Annotated in this window: 22 protein-coding genes; 13 read left to right on the forward strand and 9 right to left on the reverse strand. The window is 60.2% G+C overall.

The genetic code is table 11. From position 1 onward, the window contains the following. The first annotated feature begins 1 nt into the window (after window position 1). The 8 genes from AC07OG_RS01355 to AC07OG_RS01390 are packed head-to-tail and all read left to right on the forward strand — an operon-like array spanning window position 2 to window position 9291. A complete protein-coding gene (locus AC07OG_RS01355; RefSeq protein ID WP_495066033.1) occupies window positions 2-1024 on the forward strand; it encodes a hypothetical protein in 1023 nt (340 codons plus the stop codon). Next, on the forward strand, window positions 1024-3015 hold the full coding sequence (locus AC07OG_RS01360; protein ID WP_495066156.1) for a vWA domain-containing protein: 1992 nt from the start codon (window positions 1024-1026) through the stop codon (window positions 3013-3015). The genes AC07OG_RS01355 and AC07OG_RS01360 overlap by 1 nt, the downstream gene beginning before the upstream one ends. A gap of 10 nt (window positions 3016-3025) precedes the next feature. Further along, window positions 3026-3727 carry an ABC transporter ATP-binding protein gene (locus AC07OG_RS01365; protein WP_060542547.1) on the forward strand — a complete coding sequence of 234 codons (702 nt, stop codon included), beginning with the start codon at window positions 3026-3028 and terminating at the stop codon, window positions 3725-3727. Continuing rightward, the gene (locus AC07OG_RS01370; RefSeq protein ID WP_495066034.1) at window positions 3711-4934 is read left to right on the forward strand and encodes an ABC transporter permease; all 1224 of its coding nucleotides are present in this window, start codon (window positions 3711-3713) and stop codon (window positions 4932-4934) included. The genes AC07OG_RS01365 and AC07OG_RS01370 overlap by 17 nt, the downstream gene beginning before the upstream one ends. After that, window positions 4924-6468, forward strand: coding sequence for an SUMF1/EgtB/PvdO family nonheme iron enzyme (locus AC07OG_RS01375; RefSeq protein ID WP_495066035.1), 1545 nt, complete (start codon window positions 4924-4926; stop codon window positions 6466-6468). Before AC07OG_RS01370 ends, AC07OG_RS01375 begins: the two co-directional genes overlap by 11 nt. 35 nt (window positions 6469-6503) lie before the next feature. Continuing rightward, window positions 6504-7235, forward strand: coding sequence for a hypothetical protein (locus tag AC07OG_RS01380; protein ID WP_495066036.1), 732 nt, complete (start codon window positions 6504-6506; stop codon window positions 7233-7235). A 4-nt stretch (window positions 7236-7239) separates the two neighbouring features. Next, window positions 7240-7746, forward strand: coding sequence for a hypothetical protein (locus AC07OG_RS01385; protein WP_060542551.1), 507 nt, complete (start codon window positions 7240-7242; stop codon window positions 7744-7746). Between the two features lie 57 nt (window positions 7747-7803). After that, entirely contained in the window at window positions 7804-9291 is a 1488-nt protein-coding gene (locus tag AC07OG_RS01390; protein ID WP_495066037.1) for a vWA domain-containing protein, read from the forward strand. A gap of 127 nt (window positions 9292-9418) precedes the next feature. On the opposite strand, the gene AC07OG_RS01395 is transcribed toward AC07OG_RS01390, so the two are convergent. Continuing rightward, complete coding sequence (locus AC07OG_RS01395; protein ID WP_060542553.1) at window positions 9419-10339, reverse strand: LysR substrate-binding domain-containing protein; 921 nt, start codon at window positions 10337-10339, stop codon at window positions 9419-9421. 158 nt (window positions 10340-10497) lie between these two features. Here AC07OG_RS01395 and AC07OG_RS01400 point away from each other — a divergent pair, with 158 nt between their 5' ends. Then, window positions 10498-11892 carry a NorM family multidrug efflux MATE transporter gene (locus tag AC07OG_RS01400; RefSeq protein ID WP_060542931.1) on the forward strand — a complete coding sequence of 465 codons (1395 nt, stop codon included), beginning with the start codon at window positions 10498-10500 and terminating at the stop codon, window positions 11890-11892. 127 nt (window positions 11893-12019) lie between these two features. Here the strand turns inward: AC07OG_RS01400 and AC07OG_RS01405 are convergent, their stop codons facing one another. Next, entirely contained in the window at window positions 12020-13693 is a 1674-nt protein-coding gene (locus AC07OG_RS01405; protein WP_060542554.1) for a putative bifunctional diguanylate cyclase/phosphodiesterase, read from the reverse strand. A gap of 267 nt (window positions 13694-13960) precedes the next feature. Here AC07OG_RS01405 and rep point away from each other — a divergent pair, with 267 nt between their 5' ends. Together rep and AC07OG_RS01415 are read left to right on the forward strand one after the other, a co-directional pair. After that, window positions 13961-15970 (forward strand): DNA helicase Rep, encoded by a 2010-nt coding sequence (rep, locus tag AC07OG_RS01410; RefSeq protein WP_060542555.1) that lies wholly within the window; start codon window positions 13961-13963, stop codon window positions 15968-15970. 58 nt (window positions 15971-16028) lie between these two features. Next, the gene (locus AC07OG_RS01415; protein ID WP_060542556.1) at window positions 16029-16601 is read left to right on the forward strand and encodes a xanthine phosphoribosyltransferase; all 573 of its coding nucleotides are present in this window, start codon (window positions 16029-16031) and stop codon (window positions 16599-16601) included. A gap of 126 nt (window positions 16602-16727) precedes the next feature. Here the strand turns inward: AC07OG_RS01415 and AC07OG_RS01420 are convergent, their stop codons facing one another. From AC07OG_RS01420 to dadA, 6 genes are all read right to left on the reverse strand, one after another. Beyond that, window positions 16728-18650, reverse strand: coding sequence for an acetyl-CoA hydrolase/transferase C-terminal domain-containing protein (locus AC07OG_RS01420; RefSeq protein WP_495066038.1), 1923 nt, complete (start codon window positions 18648-18650; stop codon window positions 16728-16730). 713 nt (window positions 18651-19363) lie between these two features. Then, window positions 19364-19777: a c-type cytochrome gene (locus AC07OG_RS01425; RefSeq protein ID WP_495066157.1), complete on the reverse strand. Its 414-nt coding sequence runs from the start codon at window positions 19775-19777 to the stop codon at window positions 19364-19366. 183 nt (window positions 19778-19960) lie between these two features. Continuing rightward, on the reverse strand, window positions 19961-20509 hold the full coding sequence (locus AC07OG_RS01430; protein WP_008023455.1) for a cupin domain-containing protein: 549 nt from the start codon (window positions 20507-20509) through the stop codon (window positions 19961-19963). A 127-nt stretch (window positions 20510-20636) separates the two neighbouring features. Continuing rightward, a complete protein-coding gene (alr, locus tag AC07OG_RS01435; protein WP_060542559.1) occupies window positions 20637-21710 on the reverse strand; it encodes an alanine racemase in 1074 nt (357 codons plus the stop codon). A 96-nt stretch (window positions 21711-21806) separates the two neighbouring features. Next, window positions 21807-22160 carry a RidA family protein gene (locus tag AC07OG_RS01440; RefSeq protein ID WP_495066039.1) on the reverse strand — a complete coding sequence of 118 codons (354 nt, stop codon included), beginning with the start codon at window positions 22158-22160 and terminating at the stop codon, window positions 21807-21809. Further along, window positions 22132-23436, reverse strand: a complete 1305-nt coding sequence (gene dadA / locus AC07OG_RS01445) for a D-amino acid dehydrogenase (RefSeq protein ID WP_218423565.1) — start codon at window positions 23434-23436, stop codon at window positions 22132-22134. The genes AC07OG_RS01440 and dadA overlap by 29 nt, the downstream gene beginning before the upstream one ends. A gap of 157 nt (window positions 23437-23593) precedes the next feature. On the opposite strand from dadA, the gene AC07OG_RS01450 reads away from it, so the two are divergent. After that, window positions 23594-24082, forward strand: a complete 489-nt coding sequence (locus AC07OG_RS01450) for an Lrp/AsnC ligand binding domain-containing protein (protein WP_003177284.1) — start codon at window positions 23594-23596, stop codon at window positions 24080-24082. A 125-nt stretch (window positions 24083-24207) separates the two neighbouring features. On the opposite strand, the gene AC07OG_RS01455 is transcribed toward AC07OG_RS01450, so the two are convergent. Then, a complete protein-coding gene (locus AC07OG_RS01455) occupies window positions 24208-24561 on the reverse strand; it encodes a YkgJ family cysteine cluster protein (protein WP_495066040.1) in 354 nt (117 codons plus the stop codon). A 147-nt stretch (window positions 24562-24708) separates the two neighbouring features. On the opposite strand from AC07OG_RS01455, the gene AC07OG_RS01460 reads away from it, so the two are divergent. Continuing rightward, a complete protein-coding gene (locus AC07OG_RS01460) occupies window positions 24709-26022 on the forward strand; it encodes an NAD(P)/FAD-dependent oxidoreductase (protein WP_495066041.1) in 1314 nt (437 codons plus the stop codon). Window positions 26023-26117: the final 95 nt, after the last annotated feature.

A 26117-nucleotide genomic window follows, 5' to 3' on the forward strand; every position in this document is an offset into this window, starting at 1 on the left:
AATGCCCATTCGTGTCGACCTGCTCGCGTTAGAGCCCAATCTGCCTGGCCAGGCCCGCCTTACTGTGAAGAAATGGCAGGGTGGCGAGGAACAGCTGGAATTTTCCCTTCAGCGTAACCAGGACGGTTTTTACCTCCAGGACCATAAGGCCTGGAGCAACAATCCATTCTGGTTCAAGGTCTCGCGTTTCAACCTCACGGCCAACGGCGAAGCCCTGGAAACGCAGATCGGCCCGAATGTGGTCGACCCGCTGCTGGAAGGCGGCGCCAACGCGCAATTCCAGATCGAACTGCGTGAACAGAACCATGGTCATGCCGACAAAGGCGTGGTTCGCCCAGGCGTTGGTGTGCTGCCGTCCATGGCCGGCGGCCAGACGCGCTCGACCTATGGCGGGGCTGAACTGACAGCGCCGAGCGTACCGGCGCAGGACATCCCGGAAATCCCGGACATGCCTGAACTGGTCTTGTCCACCGCCGAGCCTGACGTGGAGTTGGAGTCGGTGCTCACCGAGACCGACTACACACCGCCTCCCCCACCGGCGAAGAAAAGCAACAAAGGCCTGATCGGCCTGTTGATTGTGGTGCTGCTGCTGGCGGCCGGCGCCGGATTCTGGTTCTACAAACGCACCCCGGCCCCTGCTGTTGCAGCCACTGCCGCCGCACCCGCCGGCGCCGATGCCCAGGCGTGCACCCTCGACAGCATGAACAGCCTTCCCGAACTGACCTTCGTCCAAACCTGCATCAAGGCAGCACCCGACAGCGCCAAGTTGCTGGAGATCATCAACCAGGCCAAGGCTGGCAAGCACTGCGGCGTCGCCCAGCGCCTGTACGCCAACCGTGCCCAGGCCGGTGACACGTTGATCGCCAACGCCTATGCCCGCGAATACGACCCAAAATACCTGAAGGCCAGCGAGTGCTTCCCGGCTGCGGACAACGCCACCGCCGCCTACTGGTATGAAACCATCCTCACCCAGGACCCGAACAACGCCGAAGCCAAGCAGCGCTTCGAGGAGTTGCAGAAGTGATGCGTTCACCCCTGAGTCGATTCCTGTTGAGCGGTGCCGCCTTGCTCGCGCTGTGCATCAGCCCGCTGTCCCAGGCCGAAGACAAACCGCTGATCCAGGCCGGTAAAAAGACCCTGTTCCAACGCGTGCTGACCACTCCGGGCTGCAAAATCAGCCCGACGGCGGGCGGGGCGGCAGGCGACCCACAACCAGTCTTCAGCCGCTTTTATGTGTACGAGCGCGCCCAGGCGAACAACGCCGAGTGGCTGAAAGTCGGCCCTGACAGCTACGGCAAAACCATTGGCTGGCTGCCCGCCAGCTGTACCACCGACTGGAAGATGCAACTGACGCTGGCCTTCACCAACCCGGCCAACCGCGACCGGCTGCTGTTCTTCAAGGACCGCGCCACCGTCGAAGGCATTCTTGATGCACCGGACCCGGTCAGCAAAGTCGCGCCGTTGCGGGCCGCGTTGAAAAAGGGCCAACAGGCACCAGGCGTACTGGCTGAAGAACCGGAATACTTCGTCGACCTGCAAAAGCAGTTCTACCTGCTGCCGGTGCTCAGTGGCGAAGAAGTCATGACCGAAAGCGGTTTCCGCACGCGCCTGCTCAACGTCGCCTCCGTCAGCAAGCTGGATGACAAGAACGCCAAGGGCGGTGCTGCAACCAGCGCGGCCGGTGGCAAGGAAGCCGAAGACAAAAAGGCCAACCAGTTGAAGGAATTCAGTGCGGCCGTGGTATTTGTCATCGACTCGACGATTTCGATGGATCCCTACATCGACCGCACCCGCGAGGCGATCCGCAAGGTTTACCAGAAGATCGAAGCGCAGAATCTCGGCAAGCAGGTCAAGTTCGGCATGGTAGCTTTCCGCTCCAACACCCAGGCGGTGCCGGGGCTGGAATACACCACCAAGATGTACGCCGACCCTACCAAGGTGAAAGACAGCGCCGACTTTTTCGCCAAGATCGCCGACCTCAAACAGGCTACCGTGTCGAGCAGCAGCTTCGATGAAGACTCGTTTGCCGGCGTCATGGAAAGCATCGACAAGGTCGACTGGAGCCAATTCGGCGCGCGCTACGTGGTGCTGATCACCGACGCTGGCGCCATCGAAGGCGACGACAAACTGTCGAAGACCGGCTTGAGCGCCGCGCAGGTGCGTATTGAAGCTTCCAACCCGGGTGTGGCGATTTACACCCTGCACCTGAAAACCCCGGCCGGAGCCAAGGACCACGCCAAGGCTGAAGCGCAATACAGGAACCTGTCGACTTACCCGGGCACCAATACCTCGCTGTACTACCCGGTGAATGCGGGCGATGTGCAGGAATTTGGGCGCAAGGTTGACGCTCTGGCCGGGGCGATCACGACACAAGTGAAAGCCGCCTACATGGGCGAAGACGCCATCGGCAGCGCGGCGAACGCCAAGCAGGACCCGGCCGAGAAGAAAATGCTCGAAGACGCGGCGCTGATCGGCCACGCCATGCAGCTCGCCTATCTCGGCGAGAAGACCAACAGCAAAGCCCCGCCAGTGTTCAAGGCTTGGATCACAGACCGCGACCTGATCAAGCAGAACATCCCGACCACCGATGTGCGGGTGCTGCTGACCAAGTCGCAGCTCAGCGATTTGAGCGACGTGATGAAAAAAATCCTCGATGCCGCCAACGAAGGCCTGATTTCACCCACGGAAATGTTCGATCGCCTGCGCACAGTGGCGGCGACCATGGGCGCCGATCCCAATCAGCTCAAACAGAACAGCAACGCCAAACTGGCGGACATGGGCGTGCTCGGGGAATACCTCGAAGACCTGCCCTATCAGAGTGAAGTGCTGAACCTGGATGAAGAGACCTGGAAGAGCTGGGACGGTCTGGCGCAAGAGAAATTCATCCGCACGCTGAACACCAAACTGCGGCATTACCAGCGTTACAACGCCGATGTCGACCGTTGGGTGGCTTTAGCCAAGGACAGCGATGCGCGGGACAACGTGTACCCCGTGCCACTCGAAATGATGCCTTAACGAGACGCTGATGCTCGATATCAAGAACCTGCTGGTGCGCCGTGGTGAAGGCGCGCTGGCCCATCACGTACGCCTGCCGCATTTGCAGGTCGGTGCCGGAGAAATCCTCGCCATCACCGGCGAGAGCGGCAGCGGCAAAAGCACATTGCTCGAAGCCATCGGCCTGTTGCTCGCGCCGGTGGAACTCGAGCGCTTTCGGCTGGGCCCGACGCCCGCTCAGGATATCGCGCACCTGCTGGCGACTGACGACCAACCGGCGCTCGCAGCGGTACGTTCACGGCACTTGGGCTTCATTTTGCAGAGCGGCGGCTTGCTGCCGTTCCTGAGTGTGCGCGACAACATCAGCCTGCCGCGACGTTTGCTCGGGATGTCGGCGAAGAGCGAACACATCGACCACGCCGTTGACGTGTTGCGCCTGCAAGGGTTGCTGGATAAACAACCTCAGGCCTTGTCGATCGGCGAACGCCAGCGCGTGGCCTGCGTTCGCGCGATTGCCCATGAACCACTGCTGCTGTTGGCCGACGAGCCGACCGCCGCGCTCGACCCTCACAGCGCCCGGCGTTTGTTCGAGTTGCTCCTTAGCCTGGTGTCGAGCATGGGTTTGAGCGCACTCGTTGTGTCCCATGACTGGGCCTTGCTGAAGGCTTTCGGCTTGCCGCGACTCGGCGCTATCAGCCGCCAGGGAGAGACTCTGTTTGAACCGATGGACTGATCGCTTGCACCTGCTGGGCTCACTGGCGCTGCAAGACCTCTGGCACGACCGCAAGGTCTCGCTGTGCATCGCCGCCTCCCTGGTGGCGGTGATTGCGCCTTTGTTGCTGCTGTTCGGGCTCAAACACGGGGTGGTCAGCCAGTTGCAGGACGAACTGCTGCGCGACCCGCGCAACCTTGAAGTGAAGATGCTCAGCAACGGCAACTACGACACGGCCTGGATCGAGCGTTTGCGCCAGCGACCCGAGACCGGTTTTGCCCTTGGCCAGACCCGCTCGCTCAATACCCAGGCTGACTTGCTGATCGGCATGCAGCGGTTTGTCGAAGGTGCGGAAATCATCGCCACCGAGCCGGGCGACCCACTACTGAACCTGGCGTCACTTAACCCCGTCGGCAATCAAGTGATCCTCAGCGCCAGTGCAGCACAACGCTTGCAGGCCAAGGCCGGCGACAGCGTGCAGCTGCGCGCCTTGCGTCGCCTGGATGGGGTCAATGAACGCGGCGAGATGACGCTGACGGTACTGGCCGTGCTCGACGCTGCCCGCTTCGGTCGCGCGGCCGGGTTTGTCGCCCCGCCGCTGCTGCTGGATCTGGAACGTTTTCGCGACGGTTATCAGGTCATCGGGTTCGGTGTGACCACCGGCAAGCCTCAGGGTAATCTACAACCACTGTATGCCCGCGCCCGCGTCTATGCGCGCGACATCGATCAGGTCGCACCGCTGGAACACTGGCTCAACGAACAACACATCGAAACGTCCAGCCGGCTGGCTGACATCGATAACGTCAAAGCCATCAACCATGTGCTGGGGCTGATTTTCGGCGTGATCGCCATGGCAGCGCTGATCGGTTGCGTGGCGTCGATGGTCGGTGCGTTCCTGGCCAACATCGACCGTAAACGCAAAAGCCTGGCGGTCCTGCGCCTGCTGGGTTTCAAGCGCAGCGCCGTCGGCGGTTTCGTGGTCCTGCAAGCGCTGGTGCTGAGCTTTGCCGGCTACGTTGGCGGACTGGGGTTTTATGCCGTGGGCAGTCAGTTGTTCGACTACTTGCTCGGCAGCAGTCGCGCCACTGGTACCTTCGTTTGCCACATCACTGTTTGGCATGGCCTGGCCGCCCTGCTCCTGACCTTTTTGGTCGCTGCATTGGTGGCCATGATTGGCGCCCTGCGAGCGATCAACATCCAACCTGCGGAGAGTCTGCGTGAGCTATAAACGTTTTGGCTTGCTGTTACCCCTGACCCTCGGCTACGTGCTCGACGCCTCGGCGGCAGGCTGGGAAGAGAAGTATTACAACCCCATGCCCGAGGCTGGCGACGTCGTGCTGCCGATGCCTTGCGAAGGCTCGATGGTGTTTCGCAAGGTGTTCATTCCGGTCGCCGGACCGCTCGACGACTATCCGATCAATATCGGTCAGGACGGCGCGGAATACGGCTACGTCGAACAGACCCGTCCGACCTTTATCGCCGGCAGTTTTACCGGGGCCAAAAGCGACAAATCCCGCTACTATCTGATGGCCAAGTACGAGATGAGTCAGTTGCAATACTCCGCGCTGACCGAAGCAACCTGCCCCACCGCCGCCACCAAGATGCGCGTGGCGCAAACGGCGGTGAGCTGGGTGCAAGCCATCGATGCCGCCGACAAGTACAACCTGTGGCTGCGCAAAAACGCCGCTGACAAGGTGCCCAAGGAAGACGGCGCCCAAGGGTTCCTGCGCCTGCCGACTGAAGTCGAATGGGAGTTCGCCGCGCGCGGCGGGCTTGAAGTCAGTGCCGCTGAATTCCGCGACACGCACTACCCGATGCCGGAAGGCATCAACGCCTACGAGTGGTTCGCCGGGGCGCAATCGTCCAACGGCAAAGTACAATTGAGCGGACTGCAAAAGCCCAATCCGCTGGGCCTGCATGACATGCTCGGTAACGTCGACGAAATGATGTTCGAGCCGTTTCGCCTCAATAAACTCGACCGCCAGCACGGTCAGGCCGGCGGCTACGTCGTTCGTGGCGGCAACTACCTGACCGCGCAGGCCGACCTGCGTACGGCATTGCGTCAGGAAGAGCCGTATTACAACGCCGAAGGTCAGGTGAAAAACAAGACCACCGGCTTGCGACTGGTGCTGGTCTCCCCGACCCTCACCTCTCGCGAACGGGTCGCCAGCATCGAAAGCAGCTGGAAGAAACTCGGTACCGGTAGCAAAGAAGCCGAATCCGCCGACAAAGGCACCGTGCAATCCCTGAACAGCCTCGCCTCGGGCGTCGAAGACAAAGCGCTCAAGGAAAAGCTCCAGGCCCTGGAGAACCGGCTACGCGCCAGCAACCAACAGCAGGAAGAAACCCGCGACCAGGCGATTCGCGCCAGCCTCAACCTGGGCGCGTTCCTGTGCACCAAGATGCTCGACGATGGTCAATATGTGGACTTCCTGCAAAAGAACTACAAGCTCAATTGCGAAGGCACGGACAAGGACGCCAGTTGCGACATGCGCAAAACCAAGCTCGACGAGCAAAAGGATCGCCTGCACAAACTCAGCCGTTACTACGCCAGCAGCCTGGTGGAATCGGCTACCTTGTACGGCCAGCCACTGCTTGAACCGCAAGTCCCGGTAATGGAAGAAATCATCAGCCGCAACAAACAGCTGCAGGACCTCAAACCTTACTTGCGCACCCACTGGGCCAATCAGAAGGCGTTCCTGCAAAAGCAGAAAATCGATACTCAAGCCTGGCTGAACAGCTGCAAAACCGTCACTCAATAACAATGCGTCAACACCGTTACCCAGGAGTTTTCACCATGTCGCGCAGCCTTTGGACTCGCTTCAAGCTACAGATCGCTTTCGTGGTCGCCGGCAGCCTGTTAATGACCGGTTGTGCCAACACCGGCAGCTCCATGCTCGGCGAAGGCGACGGTGCCGATCCGCGCCTGACCCAGGGTAATGACGCAGAATTCTTCAGCAAGTCCGGATACCAGGCCTGCGCCGTCGGCGCCGGTGTCGCCATCCTCGCTTGCGCACTGTCCAACAGCAACAACAAAACCGTGTGCGTCGTCGCCGCCGGTATTACCGCGTGCGGCGTGGCCATGGGCGCGAACTATTACCTGGATCAACGTCGTGCCGAATACGCCGACACCACCACTCGTTTGGCGAAGATGAACCGCGACGTCGAACAAGACACGCAAAAGGTGATCGCCCGTACCGCGACCGCTCAGCAAGTGATCAATGACGACCAGGCGCAAATCGCCCAGATCAAAAAGGACATCGCCAGAAAGAAAGTCGACCATTCCAAGGCTCAGGCGCAAATCGCCGGGATCGATTCGGACATCGCGCGCCTGCGTAAAGACCTGGCCAACATGCGTACCAAAGTCACCGAGTACAGCAAAGTGGCAGACGCCGAGCGCTCACAAGCCACCAGCGCCGAGATCAGGCAGGTGGACATGAACATTCAGAAAATGAACCAGAAAGTCGTCACCCTCCAGAAGGAAGTCGACGCTCTGTACAGCCAACGCTCCGCAATCACTCTGGGTTAAAGACATGACGCTACAACAACTGGTGATCATCACTGCCGTCCTGGTCCTGAGCGGTTGCGCGACCACGCCAGGCGAGTGCGATGCGACCAATCGCGACAGCAGCATGCTGACCAAGATGAACTGCGACTACTCCGGCGGTTACAGCGAACAGGTCAAACAGAAGGAACTGGCCCTGAGCGAGTCCCGCCAGCAAAACGCAATGTTCCATCAGGTGTACCAGAACATTCAGGCCCAGCAACTCAGCACCAAGACCGATCTGGCCAGCCAGCAGAAATCCCAGAACGCGCTGAATCAGTCGCTGACGCAACTGCTGGCCTCGCTCAAGGCCCGGCGTGGCAATGAAGCCCACGTGCAGAAGCAGATTGCCGACCTCGAGAAGCAGCTCAAGGCTTCGCAAGCAGCGCCAATGACCCAATCAACGCCAGCAACTCTGGCGGCCAAGCAGCAAGAGCTCAAGACGCTGCAGAAGAAGGTCAATCAGCTGCAATTCAGCCTCGGCTACGAAGAGTAACTTTTTACCCCGCAGGGCATCCCGACGGATGCCTGCACTTTTTCAGGAATCGTCGTCATGCAGCGGGTCATCAGGGATGCGCAAGCCACATCGGAGGGGATGAGTGCGCTGCAAGCTAAAGTCGCCCTTATCCAGAAACACTTTCCGCCGACCGTCGCCAGTCTGTTTGCTATCCCGCGGATGGGCAGCGGTAACGTACTGGAATGGTGGACCGAGCTGGGTGGCCAACCCACGCCCTATGCCGACCTCAACGAGGACGCGCAACGACGTTTGCTGGAAACCTATGAAGTGCGCCAGACGTCCCTTGGACAGCTGGCGGACGAACTGCAAAAACGCGGTCAACCGACGGAAGCGGATGACCTGCGCAGCCTGCTCGGCGCGCCTGAGCTGGACAAACTCTACAGCCTCAACGGTGAGCCTTTGGTGGTGCGCTGGAACCTGCGCCCGCCCAAACCGATCGTGCCGCCGGTGATTCCGGTGGCGCCGATCGTGCCGCCATCGCGTCGTGGCTGGTGGATCGCAGCGGCCTTGCTCGCGCTGCTGTTGTTGCTTCTGGCGCTCTGGCTCTGGTGGTTCCTGCACCGTGAGCCGGTTGTCGTGGTTCCGCCGGTCGCGCCTGCGGCGCCGGTGGTGACGCCGGCTGAGAAACCAGTTGAGAAAGCGGTTGAGCCGGTCCCCGAGCCTGTCGTGGAACCTGAACCGAAACCTGCTCCGGTACCTGAACCCGCGCCAGAACCGGTACCGGAACCCAAGCCGGTACCGCCACCCAAACCGGCACCGGAACCCAAGCCGGTTCCACCACCAAAACCGGTAGTGGCTGCCCCGCCACCTCCACCTCCACCGCCACCGCCACCGGCCCCGACGCTGGACAACTTCGCCTGCCGTAAAAATGCGCCGCCCGCAGAGGTCCCGCAATTCGTGGTGGTGCTCGACACCTCAGGTTCGATGAACTTGAACATCAAGTCAGTGAAAGCCGACGAGGACTGGTACTTCGGTGGTAATGACCTCAACAAGCTCCTGGATCCGGACCGCACCATGCGGCTCACCGCCAAACCCAGCCGCATGGACGTCGCCAAGGACTCGCTGGCCGGCATGATCAACGGGCTGGACCCGAAAATCGATACACGCCTGATCACCTTCGCCGGCTGTGAAAGAACACCGGACCGGGGTGTGTTCAGGTTCGGCGACCGCCCGCGGCTGATCAACGGGATTCGAGGTCTGGCTCCCGACGACGGCACACCTCTGGCCGACAGCCTGGCTCACGCGGCGAGTACCGTCGACGGGCGCAATAACGATGCGGTTATCGTGATGTTTGTCGACGGAGAAGACGGTTGCGGGCAGGACGTTTGCGCAGTATCCCGTCGAATCGCCAGGGAACAACCGCGCCTGCGGGTCAACGTAGTGAAAATCGGTGCTGGCGGCCCTTCACGCTGCATCGCTGAAAACACCGGTGGCCGGGTTTACAACAGCACCAATGCGGCTGAACTGGCTAACCAATTGAAACAGGCGAGCAAGGAAGTCTCCAGCAATACCAAGTGCAATTAGCTTGGCGACTGCTCCGCAATTGAGGTGAGCCCATCGCGGGCAAGCCACGCTCCCACAGGGTTTGTGTCATTCACAAAAAGGGCGGAACGACACTTAACCTGTGGGAGCGTGGCTTGCCAACGATGATTCAGCTCAGGTGCTCGACCGCCGGTAACTCCATCGCCCGTACCTCTCCCAAGAGGAAATCGCTGAGCCGGCGCAAACGTTCACCTCCGGGACGGGTTTTCGGCCAGACCAGGTAATAATTCTCACCGCTGGCGACGGCTGTCGGCCACGGCAAACTCAGACGTCCCTGCGCGACATCCTCTGCCACCATCAGCAAATCGCCCATGGACACCCCGTAGCCACGGGCGGCTGCAATCATGCCCAACTCCAGCGTGTCGAACACCTGCCCTCCCTTGAGCGAGACCTGATCGGTCAGGCCCATGCGCTCTAGCCAGTTGCGCCAGTCACGGCGGTCCGGCGTCGGGTGCAGCAACTCGGTACTGGCCAGGCGCGCGACGCCCCATGGTTGGTCCTTCAGAAGATTCGGCGCACCCACCGGGATCAGCTCTTCGGGGAACAGGAAAGTCGCCTCCCAATCCGGTGGAAAATGCCCATTGCTGAGGATGACGGCACAGTCGAAGGGTTCGTGGTTGAAGTCCACGGTATCAATGTCCATCCAGGCGCTGGTCAATTGCACCTCGTTCCCCGGTCGCAAGTGCCGAAACCGACTGAGCCGCGCCAACAACCAGCGCATAGTCAGGGTCGACGGAGCTTTCATGCGCAGGATGTCGTCTTCGGCGCGCAAGCTATTGCAGGCCCGCTCCAGGGCGGTGAAGCCTTCGCGAATGCCCGGCAGGATCAGCCGCGCCGATTCGGTTAGTTGCAAGTTGCGTCCGCTGCGATGAAACAGCCGACAGGCAAAATGCTCCTCGAGCGTACGAATATGCCGACTGACCGCACTTTGGGTAATCGACAGTTCTTCGCCCGCACGGGTAAACGAACTGTGCCGAGCCGCGGCTTCGAATGCGCGCAGGGCATACAAGGGAGGAAGACGACGGGACATCGGGAAAGCTCCTGCAGCGGGGTTCGGCGGACTGGCAGAAACTTTACCAGCATGAGTTTGACTCATGCCATCCATCCTTTTTATCCCTTTGTGCAAACCCCGCAGAGCGCCGAGAATCGACGTTTTCCTGTTCACTTCGAGAATCGGGCGTGATGACCATGCAGCATCCGGCACGTATAGAACTCCGGGCCATCCTGCGGCTGGCGGGGCCGTTGATTGCCTCGCAGTTGGCGCACATGCTGATGGTCCTCACCGATACGTTGATGATGGCGCGCCTGAGCCCGGAAGCGCTCGCGGGCGGCAGCCTGGGTGCAGCGAGTTACTCGTTCGTGGCGTTTTTCTGTATCGGCGTCATCGCTGCGGTCGGCACGCTTGTGTCCATCCGTCAGGGTGCGGGTGATACCGCCGGCGCCGCACGGCTGACCCAGGCCGGCTTGTGGCTGGCCTGGCTGATGGCGCTCGTAGCGGGCGTGCTGTTATGGAACCTGAAACCGGTGCTGCTGTTGTTCGGCCAGACCGAAAGCAACGTCCAGTCGGCCGGCCAGTTTCTGATTTTTCTGCCATTCGCCCTGCCCGGCTACCTGAGCTTCATGGCCCTGCGCGGGTTCACCAGCGCCATCGGCCGGGCAACGCCGGTGATGGTCATCAGCCTGGCCGGTACGGTGGCCAACTTCCTGCTCAACTATGCGTTGATCACCGGGATGTTCGGCTTGCCGAAACTGGGGCTGATGGGCATTGGCCTGGTCACGGCAATTGTCGCCAACCTGATGGCCGTGGCGCTGGCATTGCACATTGGCCGGCACCCGGCTTACGACGCCTACCCGCTGCGTCAAGGCCTGTCGCGACTCAACCGCCAGTATCTGAAAGAACTGTGGCGCCTGGGGCTGCCGATTGGGGGTACCTATGCCGTGGAGGTCGGCTTGTTTGCCTTCGCCGCGCTGTGCATGGGCACCATGGGCAGTACGCAATTGGGCGCGCACCAGATAGCCCTGCAAATCGTTTCGGTGGCGTTCATGGTACCGGCGGGGCTTTCCTACGCGATCACCATGCGCATCGGCCAGCATTACGGCGCCGGGCAATTGCTCGACGCACGCTTGGCCGGCCGGGTCGGTCTCGCCTTTGGTGCGGCGGCGATGTTGTGTTTCGCCATGGTTTTCTGGCTGCTGCCGAACCAGTTGGTAGGTCTGTTTCTCGATCAGAACGATCCGGCGTTCCGCGACGTCATCAACCTCGCTGTGAGCCTGCTGGCAGTGGCTGCATGGTTCGAACTGTTCGACGGTACGCAAACCATCGCCATGGGCTGCATCCGCGGCCTCAAGGACGCCCGGACCACTTTCCTGGTCGGACTGGGTTGCTACTGGCTGATCGGCGCGCCGGCGGCGTGGTGGATGGCGTTCCACCTGCATTGGGGGCCGACAGGCGTCTGGTGGGGATTGGCGCTGGGTCTTGCGTTCGCGGCGGTGAGCCTGACGCTGGCGTTTGAGTGGAAGATGAAGCGGATGATTCGCCGGGAGTCGGTACATCCGCACTTCGAGGCCATTCGAAGCGAATAAGATGCCCTTGTGGGAGCAAATACTGTGGCGAGCTCGGCTGCGCAGCAGTCGTAAAATTGGGGCCGCTGTGCAGCGCAACGGGGGCAAGCCCCCTCGCCACAAAGCTCATCCCCACATTTGATGGCGACTAAATCACGAACTCCAAAGCCGGCTGCTGATTGCTGCCGAATGTCAGATACTCCACCAATTCCGCCAACGGCAACGGCTTGCTGATCAGATAACCCTGCACCTGATCACAGTCAAAGCCGCGTAACAATTCCAGCTGCTCCGGCGTCTCTACACCTTCGGCGACCACCTCGAGGTTGAGGTTGTGCGCCAGATTGATCATCGCGTGCACCAGTTTGCGGTTCTCTTCTCGCTGCTCCATGCCGCCGACAAAGCTCTTGTCGATCTTCAGCAAAGTGATCGGCAGGCTGTTGAGGTGCACGAATGACGAGAATCCGGTACCAAAGTCGTCGAGGGAGAAGCGCACACCCAGGCGCCCGAGGGCGTCCATCGTCTGCTTGACCAGATCGCTGCGGCGCATGACCGCGGTTTCGGTCAGTTCGAACTCCAGCCACTGCGCCTCCACACCGCGCTCGGCAATAAGGCGGCTGAGGGTCGATAGCAACTGGCTGTCCTGAAATTGCCGGAACGACAGATTGATCGCCATGTGCAAAGCCGGCAAACCGCGCTCGCGCAAGGCCTGCATATCGCGCAGGGCACGGGAAATAACCCAGTAACCCAGCGGTACGATCAAGCCGCTCTGCTCGGCCAGCGGCACGAATTCGCTCGGTGGCAGCAAGCCCCGCTCGGCATGGCGCCAGCGCACCAGGGCTTCAAGGCCGACGATCTGCCCGTCCTCGAGGTTCAACCGTGGCTGGTAATGCAATTCCAGCTCGTCGCGGCGCAACGCCCGGCGCAGTTCGGTTTCGAGGTCTGCGATGCTGCGGGCATTGCGGTTGATGCGTTCGTTGAAAATATGAAAGGTGCAGCCCTGAGTGCTCTTGGCCTGTTGCATGGCAATGTGCGCATGCCACATCAACGGGTCCGCGCCAGCCTGGGCCCGGGCATAGGCAATGCCCAGGCTGGAGCCGATCAACAGGCTTTCGCCGTCGACCCAATACGGCTCGGCCAATGCTTCGCTGATGCGTTCGGCCATCCATTCAGCGCGCTGGGGAGCACGGCGAGTGTCGATCAGCAGGGCGAATTCGTCACTGCCCAACCGAGCCAGCTGATCGCCAGCCTCCAGTTGACTCTTGAGGCGCGCGACCACTTGCAGGATCAGCCGATCACCGGCCTGGTGGCCGAGGGCATCATTGGCGTGACGGAAATTGTCGAGGTCAAGGTGACCGAGGGCCAGGCCACGACCGTCGCTTTCCGCCAGTCGCGCCGTGAGCAAAGTCTGGAATCCCTGACGGTTGGCGATACCGGTCAACGGGTCTTGTTCGGCCAGGCGTTGCAGGGTGGTTTCCAGCACGCCCCGCTCACGCACATGGCGCAGGCAACGGCGCAACATGCCAGGATCCAGATGGTCGCGTACCAGCCAGTCACTTACACCATCAGGCGGGTTCGGCGGCTCGTGATCGAGCAGCAATACCACTGGCAGACTGCAACGGCCTGGTGCCGGTTGAAGTTGCGGGATGGTCAATAACACCGCGTTGCGGTTGTCATCGAACAGACTGCTGACCGATTCCCAGCTCGGCGCGCTGATGAGCACCGCCGAGCTCCCCATCGGAGCCAGACACTCGCGCAACAACGCTGCCCACGCTGGCTCTTCGGCCAGTAACAGCAAACGCAAGGGTTCGACAGGCGTAGACAAGCTAGCTCCCTAGACTCTGCAATGATGTAGGCGGCAGGCATTATGCCGCGCCCATAACCAATGACCAATGGCATCAGTTATCAAAAGTCAGGTCTTTTTATTTTGAGTCACGAGACACTCGCCGTGATTTCGTTGCGCATCCTGCGTGAAAGTATCAAAACCGGCAAATATAGATCGCGTTCTACGTCACAAGTCGGACAGAGCAGCACAATTCGCTGAGCCTGTTAAAATGCCGGCCCATTTCGTGACTGACTCCTGAATTTAGCTATGTCCCGACTCAATCCCCGGCAGCAAGAAGCCGTGAACTACGTCGGCGGCCCTCTATTGGTGCTCGCCGGTGCAGGCTCCGGCAAGACCAGCGTGATCACGCGCAAGATTGCGCACCTGATCCAGAACTGCGGCATTCGCGCCCAGTACATCGTCGCCATGACCTTCACCAACAAGGCCGCCCGCGAGATGAAGGAACGGGTCGGCACCTTGTTGCGCGCAGGCGAAGGACGCGGGCTGACGGTGTGCACCTTCCACAATCTGGGCCTGAACATCATCCGCAAGGAACACGTGCGGCTGGGCTACAAACCCGGTTTCTCGATCTTCGACGAGACCGACGTCAAGGCCCTGATGACCGACATCATGCAAAAGGAATACTCGGGCGACGACGGCGTCGACGAGATCAAGAACATGATCGGCGCCTGGAAAAACGACCTGATCCTGCCGCCCCAGGCCCTGGAAAACGCGCGCAACCCCAAGGAACAGACCGCCGCCATCGTCTACACCCACTACCAGCGCACGCTCAAGGCGTTCAACGCGGTGGACTTCGACGACCTGATCCTGCTGCCGGTAAAGCTGTTCGAAGAGCACGCCGACATTCTGGAGAAGTGGCAAAACAAGGTGCGCTATCTGCTGGTGGACGAATACCAGGACACCAACGCCAGCCAGTATTTGCTGGTGAAAATGCTCATCGGCAAACGCAACCAATTCACCGTGGTGGGTGACGACGACCAGTCGATCTACGCCTGGCGCGGTGCCCGTCCGGAAAACCTGATGCTGCTCAAGGACGACTACCCGTCCCTGAAAGTGGTGATGCTGGAGCAGAACTACCGCTCCACCAGCCGCATCCTGCGCTGCGCCAACGTGCTGATCTCGAACAACCCCCACGAATTCGAAAAGCAGCTGTGGAGTGAAATGGGCCACGGTGACGAGATCCGCGTGATCCGCTGCCGCAACGAAGATGCCGAAGCCGAGCGCGTGGCCGTGGAAATCCTCAGCCTGCATTTGCGTACCGACCGCCCTTACAGCGATTTCGCGATCCTTTATCGCGGCAACTACCAGGCCAAGTTGATCGAACTGAAGCTGCAGCATCATCAGGTGCCGTATCGCCTGTCCGGCGGCAACAGCTTCTTCGGTCGCCAGGAAGTGAAAGACCTGATGGCCTACTTCCGCCTGATCGTGAACCCTGACGATGACAACGCTTTCCTGCGGGTGATCAACGTGCCGCGCCGCGAGATCGGTTCGACGACGCTGGAAAAACTGGGCAACTACGCCACCGAGCGCAAAATCTCGATGTACGCCGCCACCGACGAAATCGGCCTGGGCGAGCATCTGGACAGCCGCTTCACCGATCGCCTGTCACGCTTCAAGCGCTTCATGGACAAGGTCCGCGAGCAGTGCGCCGGCGAAGACCCGATCTCGGCGCTGCGCAGCATGGTCATGGACATCGACTATGAGAACTGGCTGCGCACCAACAGCTCCAGTGACAAGGCTGCCGATTACCGCATGGGTAACGTCTGGTTCCTGATCGAGGCGTTGAAGAACACTCTGGAGAAAGACGAAGACGGCGAAATGACCGTCGAAGACGCCATCGGCAAGCTTGTATTGCGCGACATGCTGGAGCGTCAGCAGGAAGAGGAAGACGGCGCCGAAGGCGTGCAAATGATGACCTTGCACGCCTCCAAGGGCCTGGAATTCCCCTACGTGTTCATCATGGGCATGGAAGAGGAAATCCTCCCGCACCGCTCCAGCATCGAAGCCGACACCATCGAAGAGGAACGCCGCCTGGCCTACGTGGGCATTACCCGCGCGCGCCAGACCCTGGCCTTCACCTTTGCCGCCAAGCGCAAGCAGTACGGCGAGATCATTGATTGCGCACCCAGCCGCTTCCTTGATGAGCTGCCACCGGACGATCTGGCCTGGGAAGGCAACGACGACACCCCGACCGAAGTCAAAGCCGTACGTGGCAATAGCGCATTGGCGGATATACGCGCGATGTTAAAGCGTTAGAATTGACCACTTTTAATTAGACCTTCGGCGTAAAACACGCCAAATGAGGACAAGCTTCATGGAAGCACTGCACAAGAAAATTCGCGAAGAGGGCATCGTGCTTTCCGACCAGGTCCTGAAGGTCGACGCCTTTTTGAACCACCAGATCGACCCGGCCCTGATGAAGCTGATCGGCGACGAATTCGCCACGCTGTTCAAGGATTCGGGTATCACCAAAATCGTCACCATCGAGGCCTCGGGTATCGCACCAGCGATCATGACCGGCCTGAACCTTGGCGTACCGGTGATCTTCGCGCGCAAGCAACAGTCCCTGACCCTGACCGAAAATCTGCTGTCGGCGACCGTTTACTCGTTCACCAAGAAGACTGAAAGCACTGTGGCCATCTCCCCGCGTCACCTGACCAGCAGCGACCGCGTGCTGATCATTGATGACTTTTTGGCCAACGGCAAGGCGTCCCAGGCGCTGATTTCGATCATCAAGCAAGCCGGTGCAACAGTGGCAGGCCTGGGGATCGTGATCGAAAAATCGTTCCAGGGCGGCCGTGCCGAGCTGGATTCGCAGGGTTATCGCGTTGAGTCATTGGCGCGTGTGCAATCGCTGGCCGGTGGTGTCGTGACCTTTATCGACTAAGTCACACCGTCTACCTCCTGTGGGAGCGGGCTTGCTCGCGAATGCGGTGTGTCAGTCGAGAGGTTTATTGACAGATACACCGCATTCGCGAGCAAGCCCGCTCCCACAGTTGTTTTGGGTTGTCTGTTATTGCTCGGTTGCTTTCAGGCCGGCCAGCAGCAACCGCTGATACAAATCTTCCTTCAACCCCTCCGTACTGCTCAGTTGCATCCGCGCCAAATGTTCTGGATACAACGATGCCTGCGGCGCATCCAGCGCTGCCTTGCCCAGCTCCAGCACTTCGCTCAGTTTGAACTTGCTCTTCAACCAGTTCAGCGCCCGCAACAAATCCCGCTCTACCCCGGTGAAATCGCACCCCAATGGATATTCCGCAAACAGATGCGGATGCCGCGCCTGAATCGCCTGCAAACGCTGTGGGTTGTTCTCGGTGAACCGTGGATCAAGAAGGAAATCCTTCGGCAACTTGCCGACCTTCTGCGCCTGCTCGATCAACCCGGGCTGAAACCGCGAATCGCTGATATTGAGCAACGCTTCGATCACCGCCGCATCGGTCTTGCCACGCAGATCGGCAATGCCGTACTCGGTGACCACGATGTCGCGCAAGTGCCGGGGGATCGTGCAGTGACCGTACTCCCAGACGATGTTCGAACTGACCTCCCCGCCTGATTCGCGCCAGCTACGCAGCAGCAACACTGACCGTGCACCTTCCAGCGCATGGCCCTGAACCACGAAGTTGTACTGTCCGCCAACACCACTGAGTACACGCCCGTCCTCCAGCTGATCCGCTACGCCAGCACCGAGGAGGGTCACGGTGAACGCGGTGTTGATGAACCGCGCATCGAGACGTTGCAAGCGCTTGAGTTCTTCCTGGCCGTGAAGCTCGTTGATGTAGCTGATGCGGGTCATGTTGAATTCCAGGCGCTTGCTCTGCGGCATCTCGCGCAAGCGCTCATAGAAGGCGCGCGGACCGAGGAAAAAACCGCCATGCACTGAAATACCATCAGCCTGCGCAGCTTCGTCCAGCGTACCGGCATTCGCCCGCTGCTGGGTCGCGACGTCCGGGTAAACCTTGCGCCTCACGATACCGGCCTCAGCCAGCACCAGCAGGCCGTTGACGAACATTTCGCTGCAACCGTACAAGCCCCTGACAAAGGGATCGACACCGCCTTCACGGGCAATGAGCTGCGCCCACAGGCCGAGGTCTACATCCTCCAGCAAAGCCTTGTAACCACCGTTGTCGGCCTGTCTCGCCAACAGCGCTGCCGTCAGGGCATCGCCCATGGAGCCGATGCCGATCTGCAGCGTGCCGCCGTCACGCACCAGTGCACTGGCGTGCAGGCCGATGAAATGGTCCTGGAAACCCACCGGCATGTTCGGCGTGGAGAAAAGTGTGCTGTTGTCCTTCTCGTCGATCAGCAGGTCGAAGGTGTCGATACCGACTTGCGCATCGCCAGGCATGTAGGGCAAATCGTTGTGTACCTGGCCCACCATCAGAATGGTTTCGCCGCCAGCGCGGCGCCTGGCGATCATCGGCAACAGGTCGAGGGTGATGTCCGGGTTGCAGCTCAGGCTCAAGCGATCAGGATGCTCGTCGTGGCTGGCCACCAGTTGCGCCACCAGATTCAAGCCGGCGGCGTTGATATCCCGGGCGGCATGGCTGTAGTTGCTGCTGACGTAATCCTGCTGCGCCGTTGCGCTATTGAGCAGGCTGCCGGGCTGCATGAAAAACTGCTGGATGTGAACGTTGTGCGGCAACTTGTCCTGCTGCAGATCGGCGAGAAAATCCAGTTCCGGATAATCGCCGAAAACCTCTTCTACGAAGGGTTCCAGGAAGCGCTTCTGTAAGCCATCGCCCAAGGCAGGCCGGCCCAGGCACAGCGCGGTGTAGACCGTCAGCCGCCGCTCGGGCAACTGCGCAATACGCCGGTACAGCGCGTTGACGAAGTGGTTGGGTTTGCCCAGCCCTAGCGGCAGACCCATGTGAATATGCGCCGGCAAGCGTGCCAAAACGTCATCCACTGCCTGTTCGATCGAACACAACTGCACCATCTGAAGCCTCCCAACCGTTCCGTGAATAGGGTACGACCGAGCTTGCCGGGAGTTTGCTGCAAAGAACAGCCCCTCACCCTAACCCTCTCCCAAGGGAGAGGGGACCGACTGAGGGTTGTTCAAGAGCCACATCGACCTGAAAGTACCGTACCGAATCCATAATCGACCCGATCTTTTCAGGTCGATGTATTACACAAGACACCACGGGCGGCCGGACGTTTCGGGAGGGCTTGTACCAGGCCTGGGGGGGCTGCCAAAGAATCGCAAGTACCGCTCTGAGTCCATAATCAACCCGATGTTTCAGGTCGATGTATTACACAAGCCACCACGGGCGGCCGGACGTTTCGGGAGGGCTGGGACCAGGCCTGGGGGGGGCTGCCAAAGAATCGCAAGTACCGCTCTGAATCCATAATCAACCCGATGTTTCAGGTCGATGTATTACACAAGCCACCACGGGCGGCCGGACGTTTCGGGAGGGCTGGGACCAGGCCTGGGGGGGGCTGCCAAAGAATCGCAAGTACCGCTCTGAATCCATAATCAACCCGATGTTTCAGGTCGATGTATTACGCAAGACACCTCGGTCGGCCCCCTCTCCCTTTGGGAGAGGGCTGGGGTGAGGGGACGACTCTCTATCACCCCACACTATCCAACCCTGAACGACACGCACAAAAAAACCGCTCGAAAGCGGTTTTTTTGGCGAAAGGTTCGGCGAATTACAGGCCGGACATCTCTTTGATAGCGCCCTTCAGCTCATCATCAGAGCAGTCAGCGCAGGTGCCTTTTGGCGGCATTGCGTTAATGCCGGTGATGGCTTTGGCCAGGATGCCGTCAAGGCCGCCCTGGTGATCAGCACGCTCTTTCCAGGCAGCCTTGTCACCGATTTTCGGTGCGCCCAGCAGGCCGGTGCCGTGGCAAGCATTGCAATGCTTTGCAATGACATCTTTAGGCGTTTTTGCACCTCCGCCACCACCGGTAGAGGCAGCGACTTCCATGCCCTTGCACTCTTGACCCTGAACACAGACTTGACCGACCGGTTCAAGGCGTTTGGCGATATCGTCGTTGGTCGCAGCTTGAGCGCTGACAGCCCATAGGGCCAATACGGTTGCTGGTGCAGCCAGCATTTTCATAATTAGATTCACGCGTTCACCCTCAATGGTGGCTAGTCACGCCTACGGCCACGGTTCGCAGGCGGGCGCAAGTATAGCGGTAAGCCCGCGTCACTGAAACAACCCCAAAGTCGAAGGGGTCTTAGGCGCTGGCGAAAAAACACCCCGGACGCCTCTGCGATACTGGCAGGACGCCTCTTCCCCTTAGAAATTCGCCGGCGTGGCTGCGCTGATTAGTCGCGCAGGCACATCGAACGGATTACGGAAACGGTGAGGCTTGGTACTTTCAAAGTAGTAGCTATCGCCAGCTTCGAGCACAAAAGTTTCCAGCCCGACCACCAGCTCCAGTTTTCCTTCGACCAGAATGCCGGTTTCCTCGCCCTCATGGGTGAGCATCTCGTCCCCGGTGTCGGCGCCTGGCGGATAGATTTCATTGAGAAACGCGATAGCCCGGCTGGGATGCGCCCGACCGACCAGCTTCATGGTCACCGCACCATCGGAGATATCGATCAGCTCGTTGGCCTTGTAGACGATCTGAGTCGGTTTTTCCTGCAGGATTTCTTCGGAAAAGAACTCGACCATGGACATGGGAATCCCGCCCAGTACTTTCCTCAGCGAACTGATCGAGGGGCTGACGCTGTTCTTCTCGATCATCGAAATGGTGCTGTTGGTGACCCCCGCCCGTTTGGCGAGTTCACGCTGGGAAAGGCCCTTGAGCCTACGGATGGATTGCAGTCGTTCACCGACGTCCAAGCTTGCGCCTCCAGGAATCAGGTTTGTTGGAATAATGAGCGTTATCATGGCGACAGCGTTCAGTATTTACAACACTTTGGCCCGAATCCTGTCCGGTGAGGCGACTTCCGGTCTGGCGTTCCTGGCACTAAGCCCCGGAATAGAGCATTGGCACCCGGCGCAGGTTGCAGAAGATCTGATAAGGAATCGTCCCGGCAGCCATGGCCACTTCGCTGGCCAGGATGTTTTTACCCCACAATTCGACGGTCGAACCCAGGCCGGCTTGCGGCACATCGGTCAGGTCGATGCACAGCATGTCCATCGATACCCGGCCGATCAATTGGCTGCGCTGCCCGGCGACCAGCACCGGAGTACCGGTCGGTGCCTGGCGCGGATAGCCGTCGGCGTACCCCATGGCTACTACGCCCACGCGCATCGGTTTGGACGTAATAAACCTGGCGCCGTAACCAATCGGTTCGCCGGCCGGCAGTTCACGCACGCAGATCACTTTCGATTCGAGGGTCATCACCGGCTGCAGGCGCGAGGCGACTTCATTGGCTTCTTCGAACGGCGTGGCGCCGTAGAGCATGATGCCCGGACGTACCCAATCGCTCGGAATCTGTGGCCAACCGAGTACCGCCGGGGAGTTGCGCAGGCTGACCTCGGCGGACAAGCCCTGACGCGCCGCCTCGAACACAGCCACCTGCTCGGCGCTGGTTTGTTCGTGCAACTCATCGGCACGGGCGAAGTGGCTCATCAGCACGATCTTCGCGACCTTGCCGCTGGCCAACAGGCGTTGATAGGCCGCCTGGTAATCCGCCGGATGCAAGCCCACCCGGTGCATACCCGAATCAAGCTTGAGCCATACGGTAATCGGCTTGCTCAATACGGCTTTCTCGATGGCTTCGAGTTGCCACAATGAATGCACCACGCACCAGAAATCATGCTCGATGATCAGCGACAACTCTGAGGCTTCGAAAAAACCTTCCAGCAACAACACCGGCGCGTGAATGCCCGCCGCCCGCAACTCCAGAGCCTCTTCGATGCACGCCACGGCAAACCCGTCCGCCTCGGCTTCCAGCGCCTGGGCGCAACGCACCGCGCCATGGCCATAGGCATCGGCCTTGATCACAGCGAGGGCGCGAGCCCCCGTCAGTTCACGGGCGATCTGGTAGTTGTGACGCAGGGCTTGAAGATCGATCAGGGCACGGGCAGGACGCATGGCGGCAGACTTCTGGTCGGGTTTTGTAAAAAAAACCGGCGCTGGCTGTCGGCGTAAACCGCCAGCAGCACCGGAAGAGGGATCTTTGTGACAGGCTTATGGCAGAGCCGCTACAACCGACAGCTCAACCAGAATTTCCGGCTCGCACAGTTTCGATTCAACGGTGGCACGGGCCGGCGCGACGCCTTTTGGCAGCCACTTGTCCCACACCGCGTTCATGCCTTCGAAATGCGCGTCGATGTCTTTCAGGTAAATAGTTACCGACAGCAGTTGATTCTTGTCGGTCCCGGCCAGGTCGAGCAAACGCTCGATATTGGCCAGGGTTTCACGGGTCTGTTGTTCAATCCCGGCGTTCATGTCGTCGCCGACCTGCCCGGCCAGGTACACCGTGCCGTTATGGGTGACGATCTGACTCATGCGCTCATTGGTGAGCTGGCGCTGGACTGACATGCTTTGCAGACTCCTGGATTTTGCTGCCATAACGGGAAATATCGAGGCCTTCGGCGCTGATCTGCGGCTTTTTCTTCGCCATCAGGTCAGCCAGCAAGCGGCCGGAGCCACACGCCATGGTCCAGCCGAGCGTGCCGTGACCGGTGTTCAGGAACAGGTTCTTGAATGGGGTAGCGCCGACAATCGGCGTGCCGTCCGGGGTGGTCGGACGCAAGCCGGTCCAGAAGCTGGCCTGGGCCAGATCGCCGCCCTGAGGATAAAGATCGTTGACGATCATCTCCAGGGTTTCGCGTCGACGCGGGTTCAGCGACAGGTCAAAACCGGCAATTTCCGCCATGCCACCAACGCGGATGCGGTTGTCAAAACGGGTGATCGCGACCTTGTAGGTCTCGTCGAGAATGGTCGAGGTCGGAGCCATCGCCGCATTGGTGATCGGCACGGTCAGGGAGTAGCCCTTGAGCGGATACACCGGTGCCTTGATGCCCAGCGGCTTGAGCAGTTGCGGCGAGTAGCTGCCCAGAGCCAGCACATAGCGGTCAGCGGTTTCCAGCTTGCCGTCGATCCACACGCCATTGATACGGTCACCGGCGAAGTCGAGGCGCTGGATGTCCTGGCCGAAACGGAACTGCACACCAAGTTTCGTGGCCATTTCAGCCAGGCGAGTGGTGAACATCTGACAGTCGCCGGTCTGGTCGTTCGGCAGGCGCAGGGCACCGGCGAGAATATCGGTCACCTGGGCCAGGGCTGGTTCGACGCGGGCAATGCCCTCGCGGTCGAGCAGCTCGAACGGTACGCCGGACTCCTTCAACACGGCGATGTCTTTCGCTGCGCCGTCAAGCTGGGCCTGGGTACGGAACAATTGGGTAGTACCGAGGCTGCGGCCTTCATAGGCAATGCCGGTTTCAGCGCGCAGTTCGTCGAGGCAGTCACGGCTGTACTCGGACAGGCGGACCATGCGCTCCTTGTTCACTGCATAGCGGCTGGCCGTGCAGTTACGCAGCATCTGGGCCATCCACAGGTATTGATCGATGTCGGCAGTGGCCTTGATCGCCAGTGGCGCATGGCGCTGCAACAGCCACTTGATGGCTTTGAGCGGCACACCCGGCGCAGCCCACGGCGAGGCATAACCCGGCGAGACTTGCCCGGCGTTGGCGAAACTGGTCTCCATGGCAGCAGCCGGCTGCCGGTCCACGACCACCACTTCAAATCCGGCACGGGCCAGATAATAAGCACTGGTGGTACCGATGACGCCGCTACCCAAGACCATGACGCGCATTTTCATATCCCTCATCGCGGCGAACCGCTGACGTTTGTTGATCAGAGCTACAGATGTGCGCAGTGTAAAAAAGATCTGCCAGTGCATTTCACTATATAAACGCCTATATTTGGCGACAATTCTCGGCAAAAACCCTTTTCACGGAGGCGCATCCCCTATGCGGACCAACACTCAGACCAAACGGGAGCTGGACAAGATCGACCGCAACATCTTGCGAATCCTGCAGGCGGACGGGCGCATCTCCTTTACCGAGCTGGGGGAAAAGGTCGGGCTCTCGACCACGCCCTGTACCGAGCGGGTCCGGCGCCTGGAGCGCGAAGGGATCATCATGGGCTACAACGCCCGGCTCAACCCGCAGCACTTGAAGGGTAGTCTCCTGGTGTTCGTGGAGATCAGCCTGGACTACAAATCCGGTGATACCTTCGAAGAGTTCCGACGCGCGGTGCTGAAATTGCCCCATGTACTGGAATGTCATCTGGTGTCAGGGGATTTCGACTATCTCGTGAAGGCGCGGATTTCCGAGATGGCTTCGTACCGCAAGCTGCTCGGCGACATCCTGCTCAAGCTGCCCCATGTGCGGGAGTCCAAGAGCTATATCGTGATGGAAGAAGTGAAAGAGAGCCTGAGCTTGCCGATTCCGGATTGAAGCTTGCGGCGTCTGTTCGGCAGCCTTCGCGAGCAAGCCCGCTCCCACATTTGATCGCGTTCATCTGGGACAACCCGGTCAAATGTGGGAGCGGGCTTGCTCGCGAAGGTAGCGACTCGGTCTACCTAGACCAGCACCTGCCGGGTGCTGGCCATGTACTCGAACACCTGCTGTTCCACCCGCGGATGTATCAATTCCACCGGCCCCCGCCCATTTGGGCATGGCAATGTCCTGGTGGTACCGAACAGCCGGCAGATCAGCGGCCGCTCGTCATACACCGTGCAACCGTTCGGCCCCAGATGCACACAATTGAGCTCGTCCATCGCAGCATCCTGCTCGGCGCGGGTCTTGCGCGGCAGGCGCGACATTTCTTCCGGCGAGGTGGTCACCGGTCCACAGCAGTCGTGGCAACCAGGCACGCACTCGAAAGAGGGAATCTGCTGGCGCAGCGTACGGATTCTCTGACTGTTGCAGTCCATTGAAGCGGTGGCCAATAGCGGATTGGAGCGCGATTCTGACGCAAAAGCCCGGATCCAGACAGCAGCAACCGACCAGTGTTGCCCGCTCGGGAAAGTCCGGCTTATGCTCCGTCAAATTTTCTAAACACATGAATCGGGAATACGCACATGAATGCCCGTGCTCAACAGCCTGCTGCACACCACCAGCACACCGCCTCGTATTACGCCGCCAGCAGCCTTGCGCAGCCTGAGCACCCGGTGCTTCAGGGCGAAGTGGTGGCCGATGTGTGCGTGGTTGGCGGCGGATTTTCCGGGTTGAACACGGCGATCGAGCTCGCCGGGCGCGGGCTCAGTGTGGTGCTGCTCGAAGCCCACAAGATCGGTTGGGGCGCCAGCGGTCGCAATGGCGGGCAGCTGATTCGCGGCGTCGGCCACGGCCTTGAGCAATTCACCAATGTGATCGGCGTGGACGGTGTACGCCAGATGAAACTCATGTGCCTGGAAGCCGTGGGTATCGTCCGCCAGCGGGTCGAACACTTCCGGATCCCCTGCGACCTGACCTGGGGCTACTGCGACCTGGCCAACAAGCCCCGCGACCTTGAAGGTTTCGCCGAGGATGCCGAAGAGCTGCGCAGCCTCGGCTATCGCTATGAAACCCGCCTGCTGCAAGCCAACGAAATGCACACCGTAGTCGGCTCCGGGCGTTACGTCGGCGGACTGATCGACATGGGTTCCGGGCACTTGCATCCACTGAACCTGGCTTTGGGCGAAGCCGCTGCGGCGCAGCAGTTGGGAGTCAGGCTGTTCGAGCACTCAGCTGTCACTCGCATCGATTACGGCCCGCAGGTCAAGGTTCATACCGCCCAAGGTGTGGTGCGCGCCAAGACTCTCGTGCTGGGTTGCAATGCCTACTTGAGCGGACTTAATCCCGAACTCAGCGGCAAAGTCTTGCCCGCTGGCAGCTACATCATCGCCACCGAGCCACTGAGCGAAGAACAGGCCCAGGAACTGCTACCGCAGAACATGGCGGTCTGTGACCAACGGGTGGCGCTGGATTACTACCGGCTCTCGGCGGACCGACGCCTGCTGTTCGGTGGAGCCTGCCATTATTCGGGGCGCGACCCGAAAGACATTGCCGCTTACATGCGCCCGAAAATGCTGGAGGTCTTCCCGCAGTTGGACGCAGTGAAGATCGACTATCAATGGGGCGGCATGATTGGCATCGGCGCCAACCGTCTGCCGCAGATTGGACGTCTCAAGGACCAGCCGAATGTCTACTACGCCCAAGCCTATTCCGGGCATGGTGTGAATGCCACGCATCTGGCGGGCAAGCTGCTGGCCGAAGCCATCAGTGGCCAACACAGCGGTGGGTTCGATCTGTTTGCAAAGGTGCCGCACATTACCTTCCCAGGTGGAAAGCATTTGCGTTCGCCGTTGTTGGCGTTGGGGATGCTTTGGCATCGGCTTAAAGAGTTGGTCTGAAAGAATGGCGGCGACACGTCTGGCGCCTTCGCGAGCAAGCCCGCTCCCACAGGGGATATGCGTCGATCACAGATCCATTGTGGGAGTGGGCTTGC

The sequence above is a fragment of the Pseudomonas sp. GW821-FHT09H03 genome, from assembly GCF_059415945.1.